The organism is Acidobacteriota bacterium, assembly GCA_035529075.1.
Taxonomy (GTDB): Bacteria; Zixibacteria; MSB-5A5; order GN15; family FEB-12; genus DATKXK01.
This window is the reverse complement of the sequence record DATKXK010000010.1, coordinates 250431-274399: the sequence shown is the minus strand read 5'-3', so window position 1 is coordinate 274399 and position 23969 is coordinate 250431. Positions and strand designations below refer to the sequence as shown.

20 protein-coding genes are annotated in these 23969 nt (G+C 59.8%); 5 read left to right on the top strand and 15 right to left on the bottom strand.

The features are described 5' to 3' along the window. Complete coding sequence (locus VMY05_04410) at positions 1–714, bottom strand: ComF family protein (GenBank protein ID HUV30321.1); 714 nt, start codon at positions 712–714, stop codon at positions 1–3. A gap of 175 nt (positions 715–889) precedes the next feature. Next, on the bottom strand, positions 890–1393 hold the full coding sequence (locus VMY05_04405) for a tetratricopeptide repeat protein (protein HUV30320.1): 504 nt from the start codon (positions 1391–1393) through the stop codon (positions 890–892). Between the two features lie 313 nt (positions 1394–1706). On the opposite strand from VMY05_04405, the gene VMY05_04400 reads away from it, so the two are divergent. Further along, entirely contained in the window at positions 1707–3419 is a 1713-nt protein-coding gene (locus VMY05_04400) for a M20/M25/M40 family metallo-hydrolase (protein HUV30319.1), read from the top strand. Positions 3420–3466: 47 nt separating this feature from the next. On the opposite strand, the gene VMY05_04395 is transcribed toward VMY05_04400, so the two are convergent. From VMY05_04395 to VMY05_04345, 11 genes are all read right to left on the bottom strand, one after another. After that, a complete protein-coding gene (locus tag VMY05_04395; protein HUV30318.1) occupies positions 3467–5629 on the bottom strand; it encodes a bifunctional (p)ppGpp synthetase/guanosine-3',5'-bis(diphosphate) 3'-pyrophosphohydrolase in 2163 nt (720 codons plus the stop codon). Between the two features lie 2 nt (positions 5630–5631). Continuing rightward, positions 5632–6666, bottom strand: a complete 1035-nt coding sequence (locus VMY05_04390; GenBank protein HUV30317.1) for a glycosyltransferase family 9 protein — start codon at positions 6664–6666, stop codon at positions 5632–5634. Positions 6667–6669: 3 nt separating this feature from the next. Next, positions 6670–7434 carry a glycosyltransferase family 2 protein gene (locus tag VMY05_04385; GenBank protein HUV30316.1) on the bottom strand — a complete coding sequence of 255 codons (765 nt, stop codon included), beginning with the start codon at positions 7432–7434 and terminating at the stop codon, positions 6670–6672. Next, positions 7431–8546, bottom strand: coding sequence for a glycosyltransferase family 9 protein (locus VMY05_04380; protein ID HUV30315.1), 1116 nt, complete (start codon positions 8544–8546; stop codon positions 7431–7433). The genes VMY05_04385 and VMY05_04380 overlap by 4 nt, the downstream gene beginning before the upstream one ends. After that, on the bottom strand, positions 8533–9663 hold the full coding sequence (locus VMY05_04375) for a glycosyltransferase family 4 protein (GenBank protein ID HUV30314.1): 1131 nt from the start codon (positions 9661–9663) through the stop codon (positions 8533–8535). Before VMY05_04375 ends, VMY05_04380 begins: the two co-directional genes overlap by 14 nt. Beyond that, on the bottom strand, positions 9660–11561 hold the full coding sequence (locus VMY05_04370) for an ABC transporter ATP-binding protein (protein HUV30313.1): 1902 nt from the start codon (positions 11559–11561) through the stop codon (positions 9660–9662). The genes VMY05_04375 and VMY05_04370 overlap by 4 nt, the downstream gene beginning before the upstream one ends. A 79-nt stretch (positions 11562–11640) precedes the next feature. After that, positions 11641–12330, bottom strand: coding sequence for a hypothetical protein (locus VMY05_04365; protein ID HUV30312.1), 690 nt, complete (start codon positions 12328–12330; stop codon positions 11641–11643). A gap of 47 nt (positions 12331–12377) precedes the next feature. Further along, positions 12378–12998: a site-2 protease family protein gene (locus VMY05_04360; protein ID HUV30311.1), complete on the bottom strand. Its 621-nt coding sequence runs from the start codon at positions 12996–12998 to the stop codon at positions 12378–12380. Positions 12999–13040: 42 nt separating this feature from the next. Next, positions 13041–13631, bottom strand: a complete 591-nt coding sequence (locus tag VMY05_04355; protein HUV30310.1) for a DNA-3-methyladenine glycosylase — start codon at positions 13629–13631, stop codon at positions 13041–13043. Between the two features lie 17 nt (positions 13632–13648). Further along, on the bottom strand, positions 13649–14503 hold the full coding sequence (locus tag VMY05_04350; GenBank protein HUV30309.1) for a histidinol-phosphatase HisJ family protein: 855 nt from the start codon (positions 14501–14503) through the stop codon (positions 13649–13651). Then, on the bottom strand, positions 14496–15143 hold the full coding sequence (locus VMY05_04345) for an MBL fold metallo-hydrolase (GenBank protein HUV30308.1): 648 nt from the start codon (positions 15141–15143) through the stop codon (positions 14496–14498). Before VMY05_04345 ends, VMY05_04350 begins: the two co-directional genes overlap by 8 nt. A gap of 170 nt (positions 15144–15313) precedes the next feature. On the opposite strand from VMY05_04345, the gene prfB reads away from it, so the two are divergent. From prfB to VMY05_04325, 4 genes are all read left to right on the top strand, one after another. Then, positions 15314–16421 (top strand): peptide chain release factor 2 gene (gene prfB / locus VMY05_04340; GenBank protein ID HUV30307.1). Its coding sequence is split into 2 segments (ribosomal slippage): positions 15314–15370 and positions 15372–16421, totalling 1107 coding nucleotides; the frame shifts between segments, so codons are not numbered across the junction. Positions 16422–16469: 48 nt separating this feature from the next. Then, complete coding sequence (gene pta / locus VMY05_04335) at positions 16470–17462, top strand: phosphate acetyltransferase (protein ID HUV30306.1); 993 nt, start codon at positions 16470–16472, stop codon at positions 17460–17462. A 90-nt stretch (positions 17463–17552) separates the two neighbouring features. After that, positions 17553–17849: a zinc ribbon domain-containing protein gene (locus VMY05_04330; protein ID HUV30305.1), complete on the top strand. Its 297-nt coding sequence runs from the start codon at positions 17553–17555 to the stop codon at positions 17847–17849. A 413-nt stretch (positions 17850–18262) separates the two neighbouring features. Further along, on the top strand, positions 18263–19543 hold the full coding sequence (locus VMY05_04325; GenBank protein ID HUV30304.1) for a citrate (Si)-synthase: 1281 nt from the start codon (positions 18263–18265) through the stop codon (positions 19541–19543). A 52-nt stretch (positions 19544–19595) separates the two neighbouring features. Here VMY05_04325 and VMY05_04320 read toward each other — a convergent pair whose 3' ends face one another. Both VMY05_04320 and VMY05_04315 read right to left on the bottom strand, forming a co-directional pair. Beyond that, positions 19596–21632, bottom strand: a complete 2037-nt coding sequence (locus tag VMY05_04320; protein HUV30303.1) for an ATP-binding protein — start codon at positions 21630–21632, stop codon at positions 19596–19598. A 42-nt stretch (positions 21633–21674) separates the two neighbouring features. After that, positions 21675–23636 (bottom strand): ATP-binding protein, encoded by a 1962-nt coding sequence (locus VMY05_04315; GenBank protein HUV30302.1) that lies wholly within the window; start codon positions 23634–23636, stop codon positions 21675–21677. Between the last annotated feature and the right edge of the window lie 333 nt (positions 23637–23969).

Here is a 23969-nt window from a genome sequence, read left to right as displayed (position 1 = left end):
TCACAACCCGTGCCCGATGGCTATCACGGCCACGACCGTACAGCCGGCCTGGCTGAGCTCATTGCGGGCCTCCCTTACGGTGGCGCCGCTCGTGACCACGTCATCGACAAGGATGACTCGACGGCCCTGGCCGCCGGACGGCACCGCCCTGAACACTCCCCTGATGTTACTGGCCCGATCCGTTTTCCGTAATCGCGTCTGAGGCCGGCGCTTCCTGACCCGGAATATGCGACCATCGTCGCATGTAACGTGCAACCGGCATTCCAGCTCTTTAGCCAGCAGCAGGGCCTGATTGTATCCGCGATGGTATTCTCTGGACATGTGCAGCGGAATCGGCACCAGCAGATCAGCCCCCAGGGACTGAATGCGCTCAGAGTACTTCTCGGCGAGCAGGGAGGCAAACAGTCGGGCAGGCGTCCTGATGCCGCGAAACTTGAACTGGACGACGATTTGCTTCAGCGGATCGACATAGTTGCCATATGCGAAGAGCAAAAGTGAGTCGGCACCGCACAGCGTACAACGACTCCCCCGCTCCACGGCATTCGAGCAGGTCAGGCAGATGGGATATTCGAAGCGGTCTATTCTCTGCAGGCAACGCCGGCAGACGGACACACCCTCTGGAACGAATTCCCCGCATCCGAGACAGAGCGGAGGAAAAGCAAAGTCGATGGCTGCGTCCAGCCATGCCCGCGCCTTGACAACGGAAGCCCTCATACCTTTAAGAAAACGCAGCCCCACCGGTCGTTCAAGGGAAAAAACACGCGAGCGGCAGCAGGCATCCGCCGCCGTCAGGACAGAAGATCAGGAACCCAAACATGTTCGCACCGGGGATCGCGACCCGAGTCGAGGCCCAGTCGCCTTCAGTCCGGCCCGGAGGCCGGCGACGCTTCTACCCCTCGAGGCCCTTAAGGTACTGCCGCGCTGCGTCTGACCCACGGCCATCCGGTTCAAGGTCAAGAAACGTTTGCCAGTAGTAGCGGGCCGAGTCGATCTGGCCGAGTTCATTGTATACAATCGCGAGGTTGTAATGCGCGACGCTGTGCTCGGGATGGTTGCGCACAACCTGAGAGAACTCCTGGAGTGCCTGCTCGGCAAGACCCATCCCGTGCAGGCAGGCACCGTAATCGGTGCGCACGTCCGGGGACGTTCCATCGATTGACAGCGCCCTCCGGTAGATCTCGGCGGCGACCGTGAAGTTCCTCTCGTCCATGAATTGGTTACCCATGCTCACAAGGGTGGCGTAATCGTTGGGAAGCTGATCGAGCATGCTCGTCATAGCCGCTGCGGTTCCTTCTTGCGACGTTTCCGGACGTTCCGAGGACGTCGAAGCCCGCCCGGCGCCTTTGAAAACGAAATACCCTGCGGTCACGATCACAAGAGCACCGAGTATCATCACCCAGCCCCACCGGTCGACGGTGGCTGATCTTCTGCCATGCCTGGCGTTCCGGGTCGGTCTCTTCCGATCCGACAGCGGCGTTCCGCATTCGGGACAGAACTTCGGCCGGCCCCCGGGAGCCGCACCACAGTTGGGACATTTGCTAAGATTCACTGAACCGTCACCTCTCGGAGCATTTTCGGCATAATATACGTTACCAGTCAAAGCCGGCAATTGTTTTGAAGACTATACAGGTCAATTAAGACGTGACACTGCCGTGACAATCTCCTACCTTCCGGCTCTGATTTTGGACCATTCATAAGAGAAGCATATGAAAAGAAACACCCTCGTCCTGACAATTGTTCCTCTGCTCGCCCTGGTTCTGTACCCGGCAGCGGCATTTGGTTACACCATCAGCGCCGATTCGATTTACAAGCATATCTCCGTTCTGGCCTCCGACTCGCTGGAAGGCCGAGAGACCGGCGAGCCGGGGGAATTCAAGGCGGCCGCCTACATCGTCTCAGTCTTCGAGTCTGCGGACCTGCAGCCGAAGGGAGATACCGGGTCCTGGCTTCAGGAGTTCGAGTTCACCGACAAGATCGAGGTCGGCGAGCGTAACCGCTTGGCAATCAACGAAGTCGAGCTAATACTTCACGAAGAGTTTGAACCCCTGTTGCAGTCGGCAAGCACGACTTTTCAGTTCGACGACTTCATCTTTGTCGATTACGGCATCACTCTGGAGGATTCCAGTTACGACGACTATGCGGGGAGAGACGTCGAAGGCAAAGCTGTCATTGTAAAGCGGCACGCACCCGAATCAGAGGATAGTTCCGCGGTCGACTTCAGCGCCTGTAGTTCGCTGACCGACAAGATTGCCCGGGCCCTGGATCACAAGGCGACAGGAGTGTTTTTCTACACGCCGGAGGATCACGACGACACCATGATCGCAATCGCGGGCGGTCACGTTACGCCCAAGGATATTCCCGTGATCTGGCTTCGTCGGAAAGGGCTGGAGAAACTGGGCCTCGACCTGGCCCACCCCGGATTGGTGAACGCGTCCGGTCAAACGGAGCTGATTGCCGTGCGCGATACCGGATACAACGTCGTGGCCTGCCTGCCTTCGGACAACGACACGGCTGTGGTTATCACCGCTCACTACGATCATCTCGGCTGGGGCGGGCCGACGTCACGCTACCTCGAGGAGCCCAGGAAGATCCATTACGGGGCCGATGACAACGGCTCCGGAGTGGCCGCCCTGCTCGAACTGGCCCGCCGGTACAGCGCCGAGCGGAGCCGGCTTAAATACACGTATCTCTTTGTCGCCCTCACGGGCGAAGAAAAGGGCCTGCTGGGATCAGGTCACTTCGTGAGAAACATGCCGGTCGATTCCTCCACGGTCCGGATGACCATAAACATGGATATGATTGGTCGGCTCAAGGACCAGGAGAAAGGACTGGCCATCTTCGGCACCGGGACCTGCACCGAGTTCAAGACGTTCTTCGATAGTCTGCAGGTGGATGATATCAAGCTCGCCCTTAAAGAATCCGGCACCGGCCCTTCCGATCACACCGCCTTCTACAACATGGGCATCCCGGTTCTGTATTTCTTTACGGGGGCTCACGAGGATTACCATACGCCGGACGACGTGGTGGACAAGATCGACCTGGAGGGCATAGTCCGGGTAGCGGGACTGGTGGACCGCATCGTCACCCATTTCGACGGGTACGACGGTCTTCTGGCGTTTCAACGGACCAAGCACGAGGACACGGGCAGAAGGCGCGGCGCCTACTCAGTCACCCTCGGCATCATGCCGGACTTCATCTCCGAACTTCGCGGCCTGGGTGTGGACGGTGTGTCGGCCGACGGCCCCGGCGAGAGAGCCGGTCTGATAAAAGGCGACGTCATCATCAAAATGGGCGCTCTCGTGATCGACGACATCTACACGTACATGAACGCACTGGGCAAGTTCCGAAAGGGAGACACGACCACTTTGCTGGTCGAGCGCGACAACGATACGCTGGCTCTGCCGGTTGAGTTCAAGTAGCGCCCGGGCGCCGGACGGCCACACCGGGACAGGAAAGGTTCCGCAGCCTACGTCGAGAACTCGCGTTTGCGCGCCCGCTTGACGGAGACGACCCCCTTTACCTTCTTCACCTTGTCGATGATGCGGTTCAGGTGTGACAGGTTGGAGACCTCCAGCACGAAACGTCCGACCGCCGTCCCGTCGTCGGTGGTTTTCATCTCCGCGCCCCTGACGTTGGTGTTTGAATCCGCGATCGCCTGCGTGACATCCCGGAGCATGGCCTTGCGATCTTCCGTCACCAGGTCGAGCTGCACGATAAACCACTGATCCTTGCCGGCGTCCCAGCTTACCGCAATCTTGCGTTCGGGGTTGCTGTTGCCGAGGTCGATAGCCACCTGGCACTCGGCGTGGTGGATAGTGACGCCGCGGCCCCTCGTGATAAAACCGACTATATCCTCCCCGGGGACGGGCTGACAGCAACCGGCAAAGCGGAACATCATGTTTTCCAGTCCCTGGACCCTGACGCCCTTGGACCGGCGAAGGCGTTCTATCACCCGGCCGACGAATCCGGCGGTGTCCTTCTCTTCCTCCGGAATGATAAGCCGCATGAGCCTGTTCGCCCCCATGGAGCCGTTACCGATGGCCGCAAAGAGATCGGGTACGGACTTGCGGTTGAGCTGCTCCGCGTATTCCTGGAGTAACGCGTCGTCGGGCATCGGTACGCGATGTTCCTTGAGCTTGCGTCCGATGATTTCCCGGCCCAGGTTCAGTGACTGCTCAAACCCGGCCTGCTTCAGCCAGCGTCGGATCTTCGTGCGCGCGGCCGACGTCCTGACGAGCTTCAACCAGTCGTGGGAGGGCGTCCGGTTGGGGTTGGTGATTATCTCCACCTGATCACCCGACCTGAGCCGTGTCGAGAGGGGCTGCAGCCGGCCGTTGATCTTCGCGCCGGCGCAGTGCAGGCCGATCTCCGTATGCACCTGAAAGGCGAAATCGAGCGGCGTCGCGCCCCGGGGAAGGTTGATCAGCCGACCGTTGGGCGTATATACGAAGATGTCCTCCGAGTACAGGTCCATCCTGAGGTACTCGATAAACTCGGCCGGGTTGGTCATGTCCTTCTGCCACTCGAGGACGTTGCGCAGCCACGCCACCTGCTGGTCATCCTTGCTCATCCCGCGGCGACCTTCCTTGTACAGCCAGTGCGCGGCAATGCCGTTCTCGGCAACGTGGTGCATCTGATGGGTGCGAATCTGGACCTCCACGGTCTTCTTGCGCGGACCGTAGACGGTGGTGTGCAGCGACCGGTAGCCGTTCGGCCTCGGATTGGCGATGTAATCGTGAAAGCGATCCGGCGCCGGTTTCCACATGGAGTGAATTATCCCCATGGCGTGGTAGCACTCGCGCTCGGAGTTGACGATCACGCGGATGGCCAGCAGATCGTAGATCTCTTCAAAGGGTACGTTGCGCAGGCGAATCTTGCGGTAGATGGAATCCAGGTGTTTGGCGCGCCCGTGAACGGAGGCGATTATGCCGTCCTTGGCCAGGGCTTCCTTGAGCGGGCCGACGACCTCGGCCAGGTAGTCCTCGCGCTCCTCCTTGCGTTCCTTGACCAGTGTGACCAGTTGCTGATATACCCTGGGGTTCAGGTGCTTGAGCGAGAGGTCTTCAAGCTCCACCTTGGCCCGGTTGATTCCCAGACGGTGGGCCAGCGGCGCATAGACGTCGGTCGTCTCCTGGGCGATACGCCGCTGTTTCTCCTGTGGCAGGTGGCTCAACGTACGCATGTTGTGCATACGGTCGGCCAGCTTGATAATGATGACCCGGATGTCCTTGGCCATGCTCAGAAGCATCTTGCGGAAGTACTCGACCTGCTGTTCCTCGACCGACGTGAACTGCACGGCTCCGATCTTCGTAACGCCGTCCACGAGCTCGGCGATCTCGTCTCCGAATTCCCGGCGTATATTCTCAATCGTGTACTCGGTGTCCTCGACCACGTCGTGCAGCAGACCGGCGGTGATGGTGGCCGAGTCCATGTGCAGTTCGGCCAGGATAAAGGCAACCTCGAGACAATGCTCGATGAACGGCTCGCCCGACGACCGTTTCTGGCCGGCGTGTGCCGCGTCGGAGAACTCGTAGGCCTTCTTTATCAGCGGAATGTCGACGTTCGAGTTGTACGACTCGATGTGAATTATGAACTGGGCGAGGTTCATCGGCTCCCACGTCTGCGCCACGGCTACATCTCCCCTATCGCAGCGAGCGCTTCTGCAGCGACGCGCTCGATGGAAATCGTGGTCATGCACGTGCAGTTTCCCGGCGGGCACTGGCAGTCCGGGCTGGCCGGCTGAATGACTCGATGTCCGGCTCCGCGCGGCCCCCACCGGCGCGGTGACATGACTTTCTGGAGCGGGTACAGGCCCACCACCCGCGTTCCTACGGCGGCAGCAAGATGCAGCGGACCCGTCGAGTTCGCGATCACAACCCTGGCCTGCGCCAGAACGGCGGCCAGCGTCCTTAACTCGGTGCGGCCCGTGATCATCCGTAACCGTATATCAAGCTCGCCGGCCAGTTCTTCATACCGGCGGCCCTCTTCTTCCGTACCGGAGACTATGACCTGCAGACCCGCCTTCTCCAGAAGCGGACAGACGCGCAGGAAGTTCTCGGCCGACCAGGCGTGAGCCGATCCCCCGGAACCCGGATGAATAACGGCAAAATCACCCGAGACACCGTGCTCGCGAAGTATACGCCGGGCGTTGTGAATCTCTTTATCCTTGGGGTGAACCACCGGCGTAATGACCGTGGAACCGTCGCGAAAGAACTTGAGAAAGTCCAGGTTGTACTCCAACTCGTGTTTCCGGTTCGCTTTGCGGGAGTGGTACAGATGGTGGTTAAAGAGAAACGAGTGCAGCCGCCCCGCCGTACCGATCCTGTTCGGCACCTCGGCCTTATACAGCAGGTGCGAAACGCGGCGCTCCGGGTACAGGACCACCACGGCCTTGTAACCGGCCCGCCGGATTTTCCTCAGCAGCTCCTTCTTGTAGTTGCGGCTTATGATGAGCTGATCGTTTTGGACGCGCGCTATACCGTCAATGCGCGGGTTGTTCTCGAGAATGGGCGACGCGTAAAGCGACGCCAGTACGTCGATCCGGCATTCCGGGTACCGCAGCTTGAGCGTTTCCACGAACGGCAGCGCCAGGATCAGATCACCGAGCCTGTCCGTGCGGCTGACCAGAATGCGGTCGCCGGGCTGTATGTCGAGCTCCCTGGCCATGTCTTACCTTTGAGCGGTCCTTCTCTTGCGAGTAAGGTCCCGCAGTTTCGCATACTTCACCAGCACGTATCCTGACGACAGCAGCGAAACAAGAAACCCTTCTACTCCGTCGAGAAACCCGAGTTTGATGAAATAGTGCTTTACAAAAGCGCTGATCGGCCTGACCGCAAGATCGAGAAGCAGAGCCTTCCGGCCGTTTTTGTAAGCTTCCTCGGCTGCCAGGCTCGTGTAGCTATTGAACTTGTCGAAATACTTCTCCAGCGACGGGTAGCTGTAATGAAGAAGCTCGCATTTCAAACGGCCGACCGGACCTTCCAACTCAACCCGTTCATGAACGACCGCATCGTTGAACGAACCGCTGTCCTTGCGAAATAAACGCAGGACGGGATCCGGATACCAGCCGCAGTGGTAAATCCAGCGGCCGAGAAACTCGGTTCGCCGCGGGATCAGGTAGCCGACCGTCCCGCCGTGGTCGCCAATGGCACGCCGAATCTCGTCAGCGAGCGGCACCGTCACTTCCTCGTCGGCGTCCAGCGAGAGGATCCAGTCGCCGGTGGCGTGGCCGGCACCCTCCTGCTTGGCTGGACCAAAACCGCGCCACTCCCGGCAGAACACCCTGGCGCCGAAATCGGCGGCAATCTCCCGGGTATCGTCGGTCGACTGGTTGTCAACGACGACAATCTCGTCAGCCCATGCCACCGAGGCCAGGCAGCGGCCAAGGTTGCTCTCCTCGTCCTTCGTTATCACCACCACCGACAGCCTGCTCATGACCTCACCACCTCGAATCGCTCAAGCACCTGGGTGAACACGCCGAACACCTGGTCGACGGTGATGTCGAAAATGTTGTCATCGTTGCCGGACACGACCGCCCCTACCTCCTGGCCGTACGGCCGCCAGAGCAGGAAATTTTTCATGTAGCGGCTGTACAGGCCGACCACCGGGACCTTGAACGCCCGGGCGATGTGCACCAGCGACGTGTCAGGCGAAATCAGGAGATCAAGCCGGGCCACCAGGGCCGAAACCTCCGTCAAACTCAGATTCGGCGGCGACTGGAGGATGCCGTCCCGGTCCAGGAGCCGCTGCAGTTCATCGCCGCGCCGCCGATCGGCCGGAGACGTTATGAGAATGACCCTGCAATCCTCAACGTGGTCGCATATGCGCTGAATAAGCTCAAGCGATTTCTCCTTCGCCCACAGTCGTGTTCGCGATCCGGCCGACAGGTTGTAGCCTACGACGGGCCGCCGGGGACTCCCGGAAACATCTGCCAGGAAGGCATCGATTTTCTTCCACGCCTCCTGGCGGATATGCGGAATCGCGTAAGGGTCGACGGTGTCGGTGTCGATGCCGAGGGCGGTCAGCAGCTTGAGCGTGTTTTCAATGATGTGCCCGGTATTACCCATGCGGTGATCGTAATTGAAATCATAGTACTCGCGGTACGCCTTCTTGCCCACGCCGATTCTCGGCTTGCCGTCGGCACAGAGCTGAGACAGAAACAGCGCCGTCACCGAGTCGTTCCCGATCATGTCCACGACGCAGTCGTACCCGCCGCGCCGCATGGCCAGCAGGGTGAACAGGTCGCCGATGACGTTCTTACGGTAAAGGTAGACCGTATCGAACCGGGGGTCGTCACGAATGATCTCGTAGTTGCGGGGCGAACCGAGAATGGCGATGCGAATGTGCGGGAAGTGCTTCCTCAGACCGTCAAAGACCGGGAATGAAATAACCATGTCGCCGATCTTCTCCGGCCTCAGAAAGAGCACCGACCGGATCCGCCGGCCGTCGAGCGGGCGGAAGTCCTTCTGCCCCTTGCGCAGCCAGCGGCGGAAGACGCCGAAGAAGGCCGCTTTGAACCACTTCTCGAGCGGTTTAAGCCGGTTCACGAACCTCCCCCTTTCGAGCTACGAACGAGAAGTACTCTTCGACCTTGTCCACCATTCGCTCGATCGTGAAGTTCTGCCGCCACCGCTTCTGTCCCGCAAGGCCCAGCCGGTGAAGGTTGTCTCTGTCCGCCAGTAACCTGTCAACGCCGTTCACAAGGGCAAGTGGTTGCCCCGGTGAGATCAGGAAACCGGTCTCGCCATCGATTATCGCCTCGGGAGTGCCGCCGACGCGGGAAGCCACGATCGGCAGGCCGGCCCGCATAGCTTCCAGGATGGCATGCGAGAAGGGCTCTTCGACGGCCGGGTGGATCATGAAATCCGCTCCGGCCAGCGGAGTGTCGATGTTATCAAGCATGCCCGCAAACACGAAGTAATCGCTGAGCTTAAGTTCATCCAGCCTTGCCCGCAACATGCCCTCCAGCGGGCCGTTCCCGAGCCACAGGAAGCGCAGGTCGGGGTGCCGCCTGATCAGTTCGGGCGCGGCTTCGACCAGGTACACGTGCCCTTTCTGGTCGACGAACCTGCCTGCCGTGACCGCCACCACGCTTTGCTCCGGCAGGCCGTATGCCTCTCTCAGACGGCGCGCCGCCGCCGGATCGGGCCGGGCAAAGTCCTTGATCTCGGTGCCGTTGTGGATGACCCGCACCAGGGAATCGGTCAGGTACCCGTGCCTTATCACCTGACGCTTCAGCGCCTGTGACGGAACGATGACCCCGTCGACCAGGTGCGGAGTCAGGAGACGGTGAACCAGGCCGTTTTTCGTAATATCCAGGCCGAGCCGCCAGATCACCGAGGTGCCGCCGTGCCATCTGGCGGCCAGGCCGCCGAGCCGGACGTCCTTGTTGAAGTTTACCGTCATCACGTCGACGTCTCTGCGGTCAAGGAACGACTTGAGCCGATATATCGTGGCGGGATTGAAATCGCCGCCGATAGCCACCTCCAGAATATCGATACCGTTCGAGAGCAGGCCGGCACGGCGCAGGTATTCCGATCCCGCCCGCCCCGCCACGGTCACCCGGTGCCCCCGCATTTGCATGTGCCGGGCAGTGAGAAGAATCCAGTTCTCATAGCCCCCGAACGTATCCCTGTCGATGGCGTCAAGGAAGAGAATGTTCATGATACGTCCCGAAACTGCATCAGGTAAAGCCGCCGGTACAGGCCGTCGCGCTGCATCAGGCTGTCGTGAGGGCCGCTTTCCACGATCCTGCCGTGGTCAATGACCATGATTCGGTCGGCGTTCTTGATTGTCGACAGCCGGTGCGCGATGACGAGAGTGGTTCGGTTTCGCATGAGGCGATCTATAGCCTCCTGAACCAGGATCTCGGACTCCGTATCCAGCGCCGAGGTCGCCTCGTCGAATATGAGTATCTGCGGATTCTTCAGCAACGCCCTGGCGATGGCGATGCGCTGCCGCTGTCCGCCCGAAAGCATCACGCCGCGATTGCCCACAACGGTATCATAGGTATCCTCGAACTGAGTGATAAACTCGTCGGCATTGGCCATCCGCGCCGCTTCCTCGACCCGCTCGTCCACGACCCCGTTCAGGCCGTATGCGATGTTGTTCCTGATGGTGTCGTTAAACAGGTACGTCTCCTGCGTTACGATCCCCATCAACCCGCGCAACGACGCGATCGTGGCGTCGCGTATGTCGTGCCCGTCGATCAGAATCCTTCCCGCCTGCGGATCGTAAAAGCGGGGCAGGAGGTCAAAGAGCGTTGACTTCCCTGCTCCCGAGGGCCCGACCAGGGCCACGACCTCACCGCTTTTCACCTCAAACGAGATGTCCCTCAGCACCGGCTCGTGGGGATTGTAGCTGAACGACACGTCATCGTAGACTACGGAATTCTCGAACCGTCCGATGGTCGTGGCACCGGGGGTGTCCTTGATTTTCTCCTCGGCGTCCAGGACGTCAAAAACGCGCTCGCTGGCGGCCATTCCTTCCTGCAGCTTCATGTGGATCTGGCTGAGCGACTTGACCGGCTTGATCATGGAGAACATGGCCAGGATGAAGGTCATGAAATCACCGGCGTCAAGCTCCCCGGTGCCGGCGATAATGCGCGCCCCGGCGAACAGGAGAATGATAACGCCGGCAATCGTGGCCAGCGTGTCGTTGATAGGCGAGGCGAGGTGGCGAATACGCGTCATGCGCACCAGGGCCCGGAAGTAGTTGTACGTCGACCTCAGGAACTTCCTCGTCTCGAACTTCTCCATGGAAAACGCCTTGACGATTCGTATGTTGCTGACCGTCTCCTCCAGCACCGAGTTGACGTCCGCCATCCGCTCCTGCGAGCGCTCCGAGTACTTGCGCAGTTTCTTGCCCACAAACCAGATGAACACGAACACGGCCGGCAGTATGACCGTCGCCAGCAGTGTCAGCTTCCAGCTCAGCACCACGAGGAACGCGGAAAACAGGACCACCTGGAGTCCGTCGGTCACAAGGCGATTGAAACCGATATCGATTGAGTTGTTCAACACCTCCACGTCGTTGGTGACCCGCGAGATGATCTGTCCCGTGCGGCGGCTGTGGAAATAGTCCAGCGACAAACGCTGGTACTTGGTGAACAGCTCATCCCTGAAGCGGCGCATCACCGACTGCTGCACGTAGGCCATGAAGAACCCCTGAAGGTACAGAAACAGGTTCTTGGCCAGCACAATCGCCAGGATCAGCCAGCAAAACCTGACCAGCGTGTCCCGGCGCGTTTCGGTCTCGACGACGGTGGCGACCCGCTCCTTCATCCATTCTTTGACCGCGTGGATTGAACCGGAAACTTGGGAAACCGTGCCGCCGCCAGAAAGCGGCATCCCCGGCTGCGACGAGGCCGGCTCACGGATTTCCGTGCGCTCTTCGGTCACACCCGGAATAGACTCCACCTGGAAGAGGGTCATGAGCAACGGACCGACCATCCAGATCATGAGAGCCGCAAACAAGGCGTGCAGGGCCGCCGACAGCGAGGCCGTGACCAGGTGCTTCCAATACGGCTTGATGATCGAGAATGTTCGTCGATAAAGGTTCACTTACGGGCTCCAATTCCCACGCAAGCTATTAACATCACTAATCTGTCGAGGGTTGTCAACACCGCACAAGAATGTGCCGTCACGGTGACACACGCACGGCGCCGGCGGGGATTTCGACCTGGAACTTGCCCGCTTGTACGTTTGCCCGTGCTTTGAAGCGGCGACGCTTGGCGAGCACCCGCAGGTCCGCACCGTCACTGAACTCCAGCCTGGCCAGCCGCCAGCCCGCCCCCTGCCGGTCGTACGTCAGTTCCAACCGCCAGCTACAGGCCTCGTCAAAGACGGCGAACTCCGGGCGTGAGGTTTCAGTCGGATTCCTGCGGACAACCTGAATGCCCGCGCCAAAGCCCAGCGAGTCCGGCCGACGGCTCAAAAGGTCAGATAAGCCGAAGTCGCCGGGCCGGATAGGGCAATCTGACGACGTGACGGCCTCTTCAACGGGCTGGTCTACGTACTCGTTACGCGTCGGAAAATAAAGTGTAAGTCTGTTCGGCGTCAGTATTCCTTTCAGGGCGCCCTTGCCCAGATACGCCCTGCCCCCGAGGGCCGTGATCGAATCGGTGGAGAAAACCTCCAGCCTCACGGTGGTCGGCTTACCACGCCGATATACCTTGCAGTCAAACAGGTAGGCGTCGGCAAGAACAGATTCCCGGCCTGCCGGCCCGTCCTGTCCCGGCGGTATCGACTGCCAGGAACCGCCGCAACCGATGCAGAGAGCAAGCAGGACTGCCGCCGGTATCGTTGTTCTGTTGAACACAGTCTTTGTCACGATCCTCTCTGCTGTTTTTCGCCTGCTCTTACCCCGCCGGCGCAAGCTCACTGCCCCAGGATAAGACTGATAATCACAGCCACCGGGGGCCAGAGAAATATCCACAGCACCCCCGTGATGACCAGCAGGATGAGCACAAAGGGGGCGAAACGGTCGAATCGCTCTATCCTCGCGGCCACATCGTACCCCACCAGGGACTTCAGAATGTGAGACCCGTCCAGAGGAAACAGCGGGACCAGGTTAAAAAACGCCAGAATGATGTTAATCGCCACCGCCGTAGTAAGAAACTCGATAAACATGGGCGGCAGAGCCAGATCGAGCACAAGGACGGAGCGATAGACCAACCCCGCGATCACGGCCAGCCCAACGTTGGACAACGGCCCCGCCGCCGAGATCCAGAGATTGGCCACGCGCGGGTTGCGCAAATTCAATGGGTTAACCGGCACCGGCCGGGCCCAGCCGAACCGGAATTGCGACACGACCATGACCAGCACGCCGGTCAGATCGAGATGGGCCAGCGGGTTGAGTGTCAGCCGACCCTGGTCGCGAGCGGTGGTGTCCCCGAACCTGAACGCTGACCAGGCGTGAAAGAACTCGTGTACGGTCAGCGAAAACAGAATTATCGGGGCGCCGATCAGGGCCTTGTGAAGAAAATCCTGTCCAAACATGCGTACGTCCTGTTCTCCTGTGCGCACCCTTGTGGCAAGGCGTCAGCCACCGGATGCTTTCGGTGGGCCTGCGACTTGAAAGCGCCACTGCCTCCTGGCAGCTCTGGTTACTCCCACCCGGGGTGAGCGGGCGACAGTCGGCCTGGCCTCGCCTCGATCTTCAAGAAACAGTTGATCCCCCGTCAGGTCCAGACCATTTTGCGCCCGCGTCAGGCCGAAGGCGCGGCAAAATTTACCGGGACCACCCAGAAGCCCTTCCACCTGCCGCTTGCCGGAGTTGCTCAGCATTGTCTCCAGCCCGTCGCAGGGTTCGGCGGCTCGAAGCAGCACCGCCGCCGGAAAGCCTTCGGCCTCGGTCACGAAATTGAGGCAGTGGTACATCCCGTAAATGAAGTAAATGTAGCTGAAACCCGGTGGGCCGAACATGACCCGGTTGCGCCGGGTCGGTCCCGCCGCTGCGTGGCAGGCCGGATCGTCCCGGCCAATGTACGCCTCCACCTCGACTATCCGCGCCGACATGATGCCGCCCGGTGAACGGTACACGATGTACATACCCAATAGATCAGGCGCCACCTCGAGGGTTGGCCGATCGTAAAACGACCTCCGGAGTTTCTTGTTGCGCTTGGCTGGCATTCGGGACACAGGGCACGTTAAAGATCGTCGCACCAGCCGATCGAACCGGCCACCAGCGCCCCGGCTCCGTCAAAGTCGAAACCTACCTGGTCCGGGCGGTGCGCATCGGAGCCAATATATTGCACGGCGACCCCGGACCGCGTGGCGGCGTTGACAACGTTCATCTTCGGGTAGTAACTTTTAACCCCATGACGAAGGCCCGCCGTGTTGATCTCCAGCGCCGTGCCGCTCGATCTCAGGGCGCCAAAAATGTCGGGCAGGCGGCTCTCGAAAACACTGTCCAGTGAGGGCCCGTAATAGTCAAGCCCGTATCGTCTGACATAATCCAGGTGCGCAATGGTGTCAAACAACCCGCTTTTCGCGGCCTGAATTACGTGAGCGGTGTACGCCTCAACCGCCTCCTCCACCGAGAACCGGCTGAAACACCGTTCAACGTGGGCGCGGCAACAGAGACAGATGTTGTCAAGCTCGTGGATGCCGCACAGGGCATACTCGATAGAGAATCGATCTATGACCGCACGGACGTCTTCCTGGCACCCCGGGAACCAGCCGAACTCCACGCCGAGTTTCACCGACAGTCCTTCGGGCAGGAACCGGTCAGCCGCGCGACGGACGTCCTTTACGTAAGGCGCCAGGCTTTCGGGACCGGTCGGCCGCTTGTCTCCCCTGACCACGATGAAGTTGGCCTGGCGGTCCGATCGAGGATTGAAGTCGTAATGGGTGGTAAAGCAGATTTCGGCCAGACCGCGCCGGATCGCCGCGTCGCAGTATTCGTCCACCGTCCCCACGGCATCGACGGAGTAATCGCAGTGACAATGGTAGTCCGACAGGCCCTGCAGGTGCAGCGGCTCGATTTTGGGCGTGTCAGGCAAATGATCCCCCCACGAGAAACGGATTTCCGACCCGTTCGGCGCCGACCGTGGTCTGCGGCCCGTGACCGGGGCAACAGATAACGCCGTCGGGAAGTGACAGGATCTTGCTGCCGATGGATTCCAGCAGGAGCTTGAGCGACCCTCCGGGCAGGTCCGTGCGGCCGATGGAGCCTGCAAAGAGGGTGTCACCGCAGAACAGCACGCCTTCCGTTTCATCCAGGTAGCAGACACCGGCGGGCGAATGACCGGGCGTAGCCAGGACTCTCAGCGCCATCGCTCCCAGCGACAGCACCTGGTCATCGGTGACGAGATGGTTCGGTTCGGGCGCCATGACCGGGTCGGCAATGAGAGCCGAGAGATTGGCGTTGGGATCAGCCAGCAGCCCCTGCTCGCCGTCTCCGATATACAAGGGGATGTCGAAGCGTTCTTTGACCGCGCGAATGGCGGCAATGTGATCGGCGTGACCGTGGGTGAGGAGTATCGCGCGCGGTTCAAATTCACCGGCCCGGACTGCGTCCAGAATCCGGTCTCCCTCGGCGCCCGGGTCGATGATGATTCCCTGGCGGCTGTCCGGGTCCCAGTACAGGTGGCAGTTCACCTCGAACGGCCCCACCACAAGTGTCTCAAGCCTTCTTGCCACGGCGTTGAAAATACAACATAGACTATCCCTGTCAACTCTATTCTGTCGGTTCGGGCAGTGCGGTCTTCAGGCCTGCGGGCGCACCGGTCGGAGCCTTTGGGATTGACGTCGTGGAGTATTTAGCATATATTCGGCACCTGTGTGCGAACAGAGAGGAGCGAAAGGTAATCGTGATAGCGGATTTGAGAAGCCAACTACCCGAACTCACGGAGAAACTCCAGAAGTTAGCGAGGTATCTTTGACCTCGACGGTCGCCGCAAGAAGATAGCCAAACTCGAGGAAAACACAACGCAACCGGGGTTCTGGGACGACAACCAGAAGGCCCAGGCGGTCCTCAAGGAAATCTCGCAGCACAAGAAATGGGTCGAACACGTGGACCGTGCACTGGGAGAACTGTCGGACGTCGAAGAGTTGCTGGGGATCGTCGAGGAGGATTCCGAAGAAACCCGGGAACTGGCGGCCTCTATGAAATCCGTTGCCGCTGAGGTCACCAGACTGGAATTTGCGGCTCTCCTGTCGGGACAGGACGATCACCGGGACGCGATTGTCACTATTCACCCGGGGGCCGGGGGGACGGAATCACAGGACTGGGCGGAAATGCTGTTTCGCATGTACAACCGCTGGGCGGAGCGGAAGGATTTTGCAATCGAGTTGATGGACTACCAGCCCGGTGACGAAGCGGGGCTCAAATCCGCCACCCTGGAGATCAAGGGCGAGTATGCGTTCGGATTCCTCAGGGCGGAATCGGGCGTGCACCGCCTGGTGCGCATATCCCCCTTTGACGCCAACGCCAGGCGGCACACCTCGTTTGTATCCGTACACGTCTACCCGGTCGTTGAGGACAACATCGAAATCGACCTGAAGGATGAGGACATCAGGGTGGACACGTTTCGGGCCTCGGGTGCCGGCGGTCAGCACGTGAACAAGACCTCGTCGGCCGTGCGCCTGACGCACGTTCCCACGGGCACCGTGGTCACCTGCCAGTCGGAGCGCAGCCAGCACAAGAACAAGGACTCCGCCATGACCGTCCTCAAAGCGCGCCTGTATCTGTTGCGCCGTGAAGAGGAAGCCAAAAAGCGGGAAAAATTCGAAAAGGCCAAAAAGAAAATCGAATGGGGATCGCAGATTCGTTCGTACGTCTTTCATCCATACAACATGGTCAAAGACCACCGTACGTCATGGGAGACGTCCAACGTACAGGCCGTGATGGATGGAGACATCGATCCCTTCATAGAAGCATACCTATCGGACCCGGAACTGAGAGATCAGTTCGTGTAGGAACGCAACAACAGGAGGAATGCCGATCAACGGCGGTAGGAGCTTGTGATGAGTGCCATATCGACAATAAAGGAAAAAGCAAAAGCAAAGGGGCGGTGTGTGGTTCTTCCGGAAGGAACCGAACCGCGCATGATCCAGGCCGCAAAGAAGATGGTGGCCGAGCAGATGGCCTCCGTTATTCTGCTGGGCAACGAGAAAGAGATTGCGGATTTGGCCGGCCAGTACGGCCTTGACCTGGGCAAAGTCCGGGTGATCGATCCGGCCAAGTCTCCCGACTACGCCGATTACGTCGCCCAGTTCATGGAAATCCGCCGGGAAAAGGGAATCACCAAGGAACAGGCCCAAAGCACCATGTTGCAGCCGCTCTTCTTCGGAGCCATGCTCGTGCGCAACGACAGAGCCGATGCCTCCGTGGCAGGCTCGGTCAATACGACGGGCGACGTTCTCCGGGCGGCCATCCAGGTGATCGGACTCAAGAAAGGTATCAGCACGGTTTCCAGTTCTTTCATCATGACTCTCCCCGAGTACCGAGGCGTAAAGGACAAGGTGTTCGTTTACGGCGACTGCGGGGTTGTTCCCAACCCGACCGCCGAGCAACTGGCGTCGATCGCCGTGTCGACGGCCGAAACAATGAGCAACATCATCGGCGAGGAACCACGGGTGGCCATGTTGTCGTTTTCAACCAAGGGCTCGGCCAAACATGAAGACGTCGACAAAGTCCTGGCGGCGCTGGAAAACCTCAGGCGGGACCACCCGGAACTCAAGGTTGACGGTGAGTTGCAGGCCGACGCCGCCATTGTCCCCGAGGTCGGGCGCAAGAAGGCTCCCGGCTCCATTATCGCCGGCGATGCCAATGTTTTGATATTCCCGGACCTCGACGCCGGAAACATCGCCTACAAGCTGACGCAGCGACTGGCCAACGCCACGGCCGCCGGACCGATCATCCAGGGACTGGCCAAGCCCGCCAGCGATCTCTCGCGCGGCTGCACGGTCGATGACATCGTCGACGTATGTGCTATCGCCTTGCTCATGAAAGGTTGATCTCAGGGAAGAAAGCAGGACCACGAGACGCACTGCCGGTTACCTGACCGGCTGAACGAGCGAACGCGGCGTACCGAGCGAACATAGTAGATGCCGACATACCAATACCACTGCCCTGCGTGCAGCCACTCATTTGAGGAATTTCAGTCCATTACGGACGATCCGATAGAGGTCTGCCCGAACTGCCAGGGCAAGACACACCGGGTAATCTCCGGGGGAAGCGGTTTCCTTTTGAAGGGTTCGGGATTCTACGCCACCGATTACCGCAGCAAGCAGTACCGAGCGGAGGCCGCCAAGGACAAACCGTCTTCAGCCGCTTCCGAGAGCGCATCGACCGGTTCCTCAGAGAAGAAACCGTCGGACAAACCCTCGGCGCGCGACTCCTGAAGCACCGGGGTGACGCGGCCTGTCCGGGTCACCCCAACGGCGAGAGCTCAGCGGGTTGGCGTGCCGCCAATGCTTCCGCCCAACTTCAAACAGGTCAAAAGCTTAGCAGCGGGCCGAGGCCCGGGCGGCGGAGCGACGGCGGGGTCCTGTCAGGCCGCGCTGAACCGGCCGTCGGCGTCAGTCTCGCTGCCCGGCGGGACGGGGTCGCCGGGATCGTCAGAAGATCTTTCGGCGGATATCTTACTTGATTCCAAACGGGAGGCAGAAAGGTGCGTTTTGGGTGGATTCCTTGCCTGCTGGCCCCTTGACTTTCAGGACAAGGTTAGTTAAACTTGGCGGCGTATGCACAGCGGTTGATACTGGAATTCGGTCAAACAACAACCAATCTACCCGTTAACCAAGAGGAGTCTACAATGGCCCAGACGTTGAAAGAAAAGCTGGCCATCATTATCCCGAAAATCCGCGACGAGCGAAAGTCAGTGCTCTCGGAACACCGTGATAAGGTGATTTCGCAGGTCACGGTTGCTCAGGCGATCGGCGGCATGCGCGGCGTCAAGGGCATGGTGTGCGATACTTCCGTTGTTGAACCGGACCTCGGCCTGATAATCCGCGGCCATCCGATCATGAAAATCAAGGAACGGCTGCCCGAGGAGGTTTTCTGGCTGCTGCTTACAGGTGAGCTACCGTCGGCGGATGAGCTGAAGCAGTTCCAGGAGGAACTGAAGACGCACGGAGAAGTTCCCAATTACGTGTGGAAGGTCCTCAAATCAATGCCGAAGACCTCGCACCCGATGGCCATGCTCGATACGGCCATTCTGACCATGGAACACGAGTCGGCCTTCCGCAAACGCTATACCGAGGGGATGACCAGGACGGAATACTGGGAGCCGACGCTGGATGATGCCATGACGATCATCGGCACCATCCACACGATTGCGGCCGGTGTCTACCGCATTCGGTACAAGAAGGGCGACCTTATCGAGCCGTCCAAGAAGCTCGACTGGGGAGCCGACTACGCCAAGATGCTCGGGCTGCCGACCAAGAAGGGCGAGACCTACGAGATGATGCGGCTGTACCTGACGCTGCACTCCGACCATGAAGGCGGAAACGTATCAGCCAACACGTGCCACACGGTCGGTTCAGCGCTGTCCGACCCGTTCTACGCGGTGTCCGCCGGTCTGAACGGCCTGGCCGGTCCTTTGCACGGTCTGGCAAATCAGGAGTGCCTCAAGTGGATCCTGGAGACGATTGACAAGTTCAACGGCGTTCCGTCGGAGAAGCAGATTCGCGACTACGCCTGGGAAACGCTGAAATCAGGCAAAGTAATCCCCGGCTACGGCCACGCCGTGCTGCGCGTGACCGATCCCCGGTTTGCCGCCTTCAATGAATTCGGGAAGAAATACCTCAAGGCCGATCCCGTGTTCCAGGCCGTTGATCGCGTGTTCAAGGTGGTACCGGAAGTGCTCAAAGAGCACGGCAAGGCGGCCAACCCGTGGCCGAATGTCGATGCCGGTTCCGGTGCGCTTCTGTACCATTACGGCATCAAGGAATTCGAATACTACACGGTGCTGTTCTCGGTTTCACGGTCGCTTGGGATGCTCTCGCAGTTGGTGCTCAACCGCGCGCTCGGCACTGCCATAACGCGTCCGAAATCCGTAAGTACCGTCTGGATCAAGAGCCAGGTGGGGCAATAGCCCCAGTCTGCCAGGATGGAATGAGAAGCGGCCCGAAGACGGGCCGCTTCTTTTATGCTCCAGACCCGGCCGCAGGAAACGTAATGATCACGCCGGCGCCCCCCCACCGACTTTCGGCGATCTTCATGGTGCCGCCGAATTCACTCACTATCCGATCCACGGTGGCCAACCCGAGGCCCGTGCCGGTTTCCCTCGTCGTAAAGTACGGGGCAAAGACTTTCTCACGCATTTGTTCCGGGATACCGGGACCGCTGTCGGAGAAGACAATGCGAACCTGGTCGTCAAGGCGTGACGCCTCCACCGCGACCCGTCCGGGCTGTCCGTTTATCGCTTCCTTGGCGTTGCTGAACAGGTTCTGAAAGACCTGTTTCAGAAGATCAGGATCGGCCGTGAGAGTCAGTCCCGGGGGAACATCAAACGTCAATTCAATCTTCAGCCTTGCGGCCTCGACCCGCAGCAGATCTCCCAACTCGGCAAAGAATTTATCGAGCCGCACCTGGGCGGTCTTTTTCTTCTCCTCACGGGAGAGGGCCAGGAAACGGGAAATGATCTCGTTGAGCCGCTTGGTTTCGCCACGGATCGTCTGGGTAAAGGTGCGGTATTCATCGTGGTTCTCCCGGGGCGTAAACTCGGCAGCCAGGCGCTGCGCGGCAATCGAGATGGCGTTAAGCGGGTTTCGTATTTCATGGGCGACCCCCGCCGCGAGATCCCCCATCTCGGAGAGCCGTTCCCGCCGCGCCGAAACCTGTTCGAACTCTTTCAGGCGCGTTATGTCATAAACGACCATCACGGCCGAAGCACTGTCGGCATCCGTTGCGGCGATCTTCGATCGCGCCACGAGGAGCGTTTTCTCCTCGCCGCCCAGTTGCACCGTAATCTCGGTCTCATCAGCCTGGTCCGGTCCGGCTAAGAAGGGGTCCAGGTACAGGCGTTCGTCCGGCGCCACTTTCGACCAGGCTTTGCCCGTGACGTTGGTCAATCCAAGTATCTGTTCAAATGCGTCGTTGGCCAGACGCAGCACGCCGTGACCGTCAACGGCGGCCACGCCCGTGCGCATCTGTTCAAAGATCTTGTCGGTCACCGACTTGATGCGCGTATACTCCCGGGCCAGTTCCCGGCGCTTGTGCCGGCTGTTCAGATACAGGATAACCACCAGCAGCAGGCAGAAGAGGGCGGCCGCCAGAACGGCCAACTGAATTGTCAGCCCGCGCGACACGGCATAATACCGGTCCAGAGAAAGTCCCACCCGAAACAGCCCGAACGGAAACCGATCTGTCGAAAAGGGCCGGACGAGCTCCAGCAGCGTTTCCCCCTGAAAGTCAAACCGGCGGCTGAGTATGGAATCGCTCTCGAGCGCCCGTAACAGGAAGGGGTCGGACTCGATAGCCAGCAGATCCCCGGGTTTGCGCGAAGCGAAAATGATTCCCTCGGTCGACTGGTAGATGATGTACTCTACGCCCTTCTCCCGCGCCATGTTCTGGGCCAGGTACCCTATGCCCGTCTGCCGCACGGCCTCCCCGTAGTACAAAGCGTCGCAGGCCAGCACCACCACCCGGTCGAGCTGGCTGTTCACCTGGAGGTAGTAGTGCATCATCGGCGTCCGGCTGTCCTCCTCGTCGGTGAGCAGGATAAAACTGATCTGCGGACCGGAGAAAAACTGGCTGACCTCCCTGTCCACGAACTCGGGCAGGGCCGGGCGAAGTCCGCGCGCCGTCGTCCCGAGGATCATCTGGCCGCTGCTGTCGTATATGTAAACGCTGTACAGATCATGGGCGTCGGCAAAACGCAACAGGTCCTGCCCCGTGATAAGATTGAGATTCTCTTCCGTCAGAGAGGTAACCAGATCGGCGTACCGCTTCTGCAGCAGCTGGTCATAGAACGTCTCGGCGGCAATGGCGTTGCTGGAGGCCTCAGCCAGAGCCTCCGTAAACGCCCGCCCCTGTTCCACGAGCAGTTCGAAGCTGTCGGTGCGGCTCTTGCGGATCGCCATCGCCGTTAACGCCAGCACCGCCACCGCCACGGCCACCGTAAGGATCAAGGCCACGTGGCGATCGAACGCCACCTGCAGTCGCGCAGAGGGTTCAGTCATACCGTCTAAGCTATTGGAGCCTCTGATTCAGGGCAAGGAAAATCAGTTACCGGGGGTTGCAGCCGGTACCTTGCGCGACGGCTCAGGCAGCCTTTCACCCCGACGTGCTTCGAGAGGGGTGTCAAAGCAGAACACGGCGCCGTTGTCGAACCTGTAACCGATGTGGCCGCCGTGGACCTCAACAATCTTGCGGCAGGTTATCAGTCCGATGCCATGACCCTTTCGCTTGGTCGTAAACCGATCCCGGAACAGGCTGTCAACCTTTTCCGGCGGTACGCCCGTCCCGTTGTCGCGGACCTCGACCCGGCCGTAATTTCCTTTTTCTCCCGCCTGAAGCGAGGTCGTGACGCGGATTTCCCTGTCGCCCTCCCCGTCGGCGACGGCATCGGCGGCGTTGAACAGGAGGTTCACGAGCAGTTGCTGCACCTGTGCCGGGTCAAGGTGCGCCAGCGGCAGATCCGGCGCCAGGCTCGTGACCAGATGAATGCCATCGAATCGGTTTTGCGGCTTGAGGAAGGCCACCACATTCTCGACGATCTGGTTCAGGCTGCAGGCTTCGAGACGGGCCTCGTCCTGAGGGATATCCATGAGTCCGTTGGCAAAGCGAACGATTTTGTCTACCGTCCCTTTCATCAGGTCAAGTTTCTTGTCGATCTTTTCCGCGTCGCCTTTCCGAAGAAGCAGCGGGAGCAATTCAAGGTTCCCGGAGAGAATCGCAAGGTAGTTGTTGATTTCGTGGGCAATGTCACCGGCCATCTCGCCGCGCGTGCAGTACCGGTCAAGCCTGATTATCATCTCCTGGAAATCCTTGCTCGCCGTGATGTCCTTGGTAATGTATAGATACCCCTGGGGGGTATTTCCACTGACCTGTATCGGGTTGACGATCACGTAGGCGGGGAAGTACGTACCGTCGGACCGCCGGCACAGGGCCTCGCAGCCGAACCTGTCGTTGAGCGTTGTCAGGTTCTCGGTGAATTCCGCTGAGGAGATATGCAGCAGGTCCGTTATGTCGCGCCCCACCAACTGCTCGCCCTCGAAACCGAAATCGCCGGTCGCCCGGTCGTTGCACAGCACCACCCTGCCGTTGGGAGCGGAGACAATGATGCTCAGGGGCGAGCTGTTGATAAGGGTCGCCAGGAAAATCTGGGAATCGATCAGCGACAGGTTGGACTTCTTCAGCCGATCGGCGGAATCCTTGAGCGCTTTGTGATTGCTCCACAGCGTCTGGGCCATGCGGTTGAAGGCGTCCGTCAGGCGCTTCAGTTCACGGTCACCGTCGCTCTCCACCAGGCAGTACAGTTCGCCCTGCGCCGTCTTCTCCATGCCGTGAATCAGCCTGTCCATCGGACGCTTCAGTCTCCTGACTATCAGGTATATGGTCAGCAGCGAGATGAGCGTGGAGCACAAGAACAGCAGGAAGAACGCATACCGTTCGTTGGCCGGAGACGCATAGTACACGCCATAATCCACCGCTGCCGCCAGTACGCGCGGCGATTGAGCGTCCCCGGGAATATGACAGTAGTGAATCGAGACCATAGGGGTCACGGTGGTGGTGAGAATGTAGCAGTCCTCTTGGGCGGCGACGTACCGGAGGACCCGAAAATCCACTGTCCCGAGCGCCCGCGTGGCCTCAGATCCGTCCGCTGACGAGCCTGATCCTGACTCCCAGTGAAACAGCGGCCGGGGCTGACCAGGGTCGTCCGGGCGCAACTCATAGAGCGCCGCCGCCGAGATGGGTGACGGACCCTGCGTTACCTCGGCCAGGGGAACGATCTCCGGACCCTCAGCCGCAGGCGCCTCGGTACCGGCCAGCCGCTCGGCCACCTGGCCGCAGACCTGTTCTATTTGTTCTCGTATGAGCGCCGAATTGTAGCGTACCTCAGGCTCTTGATCCGGATAAAACAGGATCAGGCCCAGAGCTGCAAAGATGAATAGGACCTGAAGTACAATCAGGTTGCTGAGCCGTATGAGTATCCCCGGGCCCCCGGATTTCTGCCTGTTCACCGTTCACCCTCCATCGATTAGGGTCTCTATCGACAGATTCCGGTGAAATCTGAATTGACGGGGTAACGGACAAAAAAAGTAGGGAGTGGTGGAGGGGGGATGCCCGACTCTAACGTCAGGTGGCTGGAGATCCAGCGCACACCACTCCCTAGTTATTCGACGCTTACAGAGGCAAAAGCCATTTCCGGGCAGGCTAAACGCAACAACCGTGCCCGTGGATGTAAATTCGAGAGGATTTGATTTCTCGCTTTAAGTATACAGCATAACGCCTTTGCAAGCAACAGAAAATGTGCGGTCCGTCAGGCGGCGGCCAGAGAGCGCGTCGCCTCGCTC

Excerpts from the sequence above, each read along its gene's own strand:
- VMY05_04390 (HUV30317.1), bottom strand. The coding sequence starts at position 6,666 with ATGGCCAGGGAGCTCGACATACAGCCCGGCGACCGCATTCTGGTCAGC.
- VMY05_04385 (HUV30316.1), bottom strand. The coding sequence starts at position 7,434 with ATGAGCAGGCTGTCGGTGGTGGTGATAACGAAGGACGAGGAGAGCAAC.
- VMY05_04325 (HUV30304.1), top strand. The coding sequence starts at position 18,263 with ATGGCCCAGACGTTGAAAGAAAAGCTGGCCATCATTATCCCGAAAATC.
- pta (HUV30306.1), top strand. The coding sequence starts at position 16,470 with ATGAGTGCCATATCGACAATAAAGGAAAAAGCAAAAGCAAAGGGGCGG.
- VMY05_04400 (HUV30319.1), top strand. The coding sequence starts at position 1,707 with ATGAAAAGAAACACCCTCGTCCTGACAATTGTTCCTCTGCTCGCCCTG.
- VMY05_04320 (HUV30303.1), bottom strand. The coding sequence starts at position 21,632 with ATGACTGAACCCTCTGCGCGACTGCAGGTGGCGTTCGATCGCCACGTG.
- VMY05_04330 (HUV30305.1), top strand. The coding sequence starts at position 17,553 with ATGCCGACATACCAATACCACTGCCCTGCGTGCAGCCACTCATTTGAG.
- VMY05_04360 (HUV30311.1), bottom strand. The coding sequence starts at position 12,998 with ATGTTTGGACAGGATTTTCTTCACAAGGCCCTGATCGGCGCCCCGATA.
- VMY05_04410 (HUV30321.1), bottom strand. The coding sequence starts at position 714 with ATGAGGGCTTCCGTTGTCAAGGCGCGGGCATGGCTGGACGCAGCCATC.
- VMY05_04405 (HUV30320.1), bottom strand. The coding sequence starts at position 1,393 with ATGATACTCGGTGCTCTTGTGATCGTGACCGCAGGGTATTTCGTTTTC.
- VMY05_04355 (HUV30310.1), bottom strand. The coding sequence starts at position 13,631 with ATGCCAGCCAAGCGCAACAAGAAACTCCGGAGGTCGTTTTACGATCGG.
- VMY05_04375 (HUV30314.1), bottom strand. The coding sequence starts at position 9,663 with ATGAACATTCTCTTCCTTGACGCCATCGACAGGGATACGTTCGGGGGC.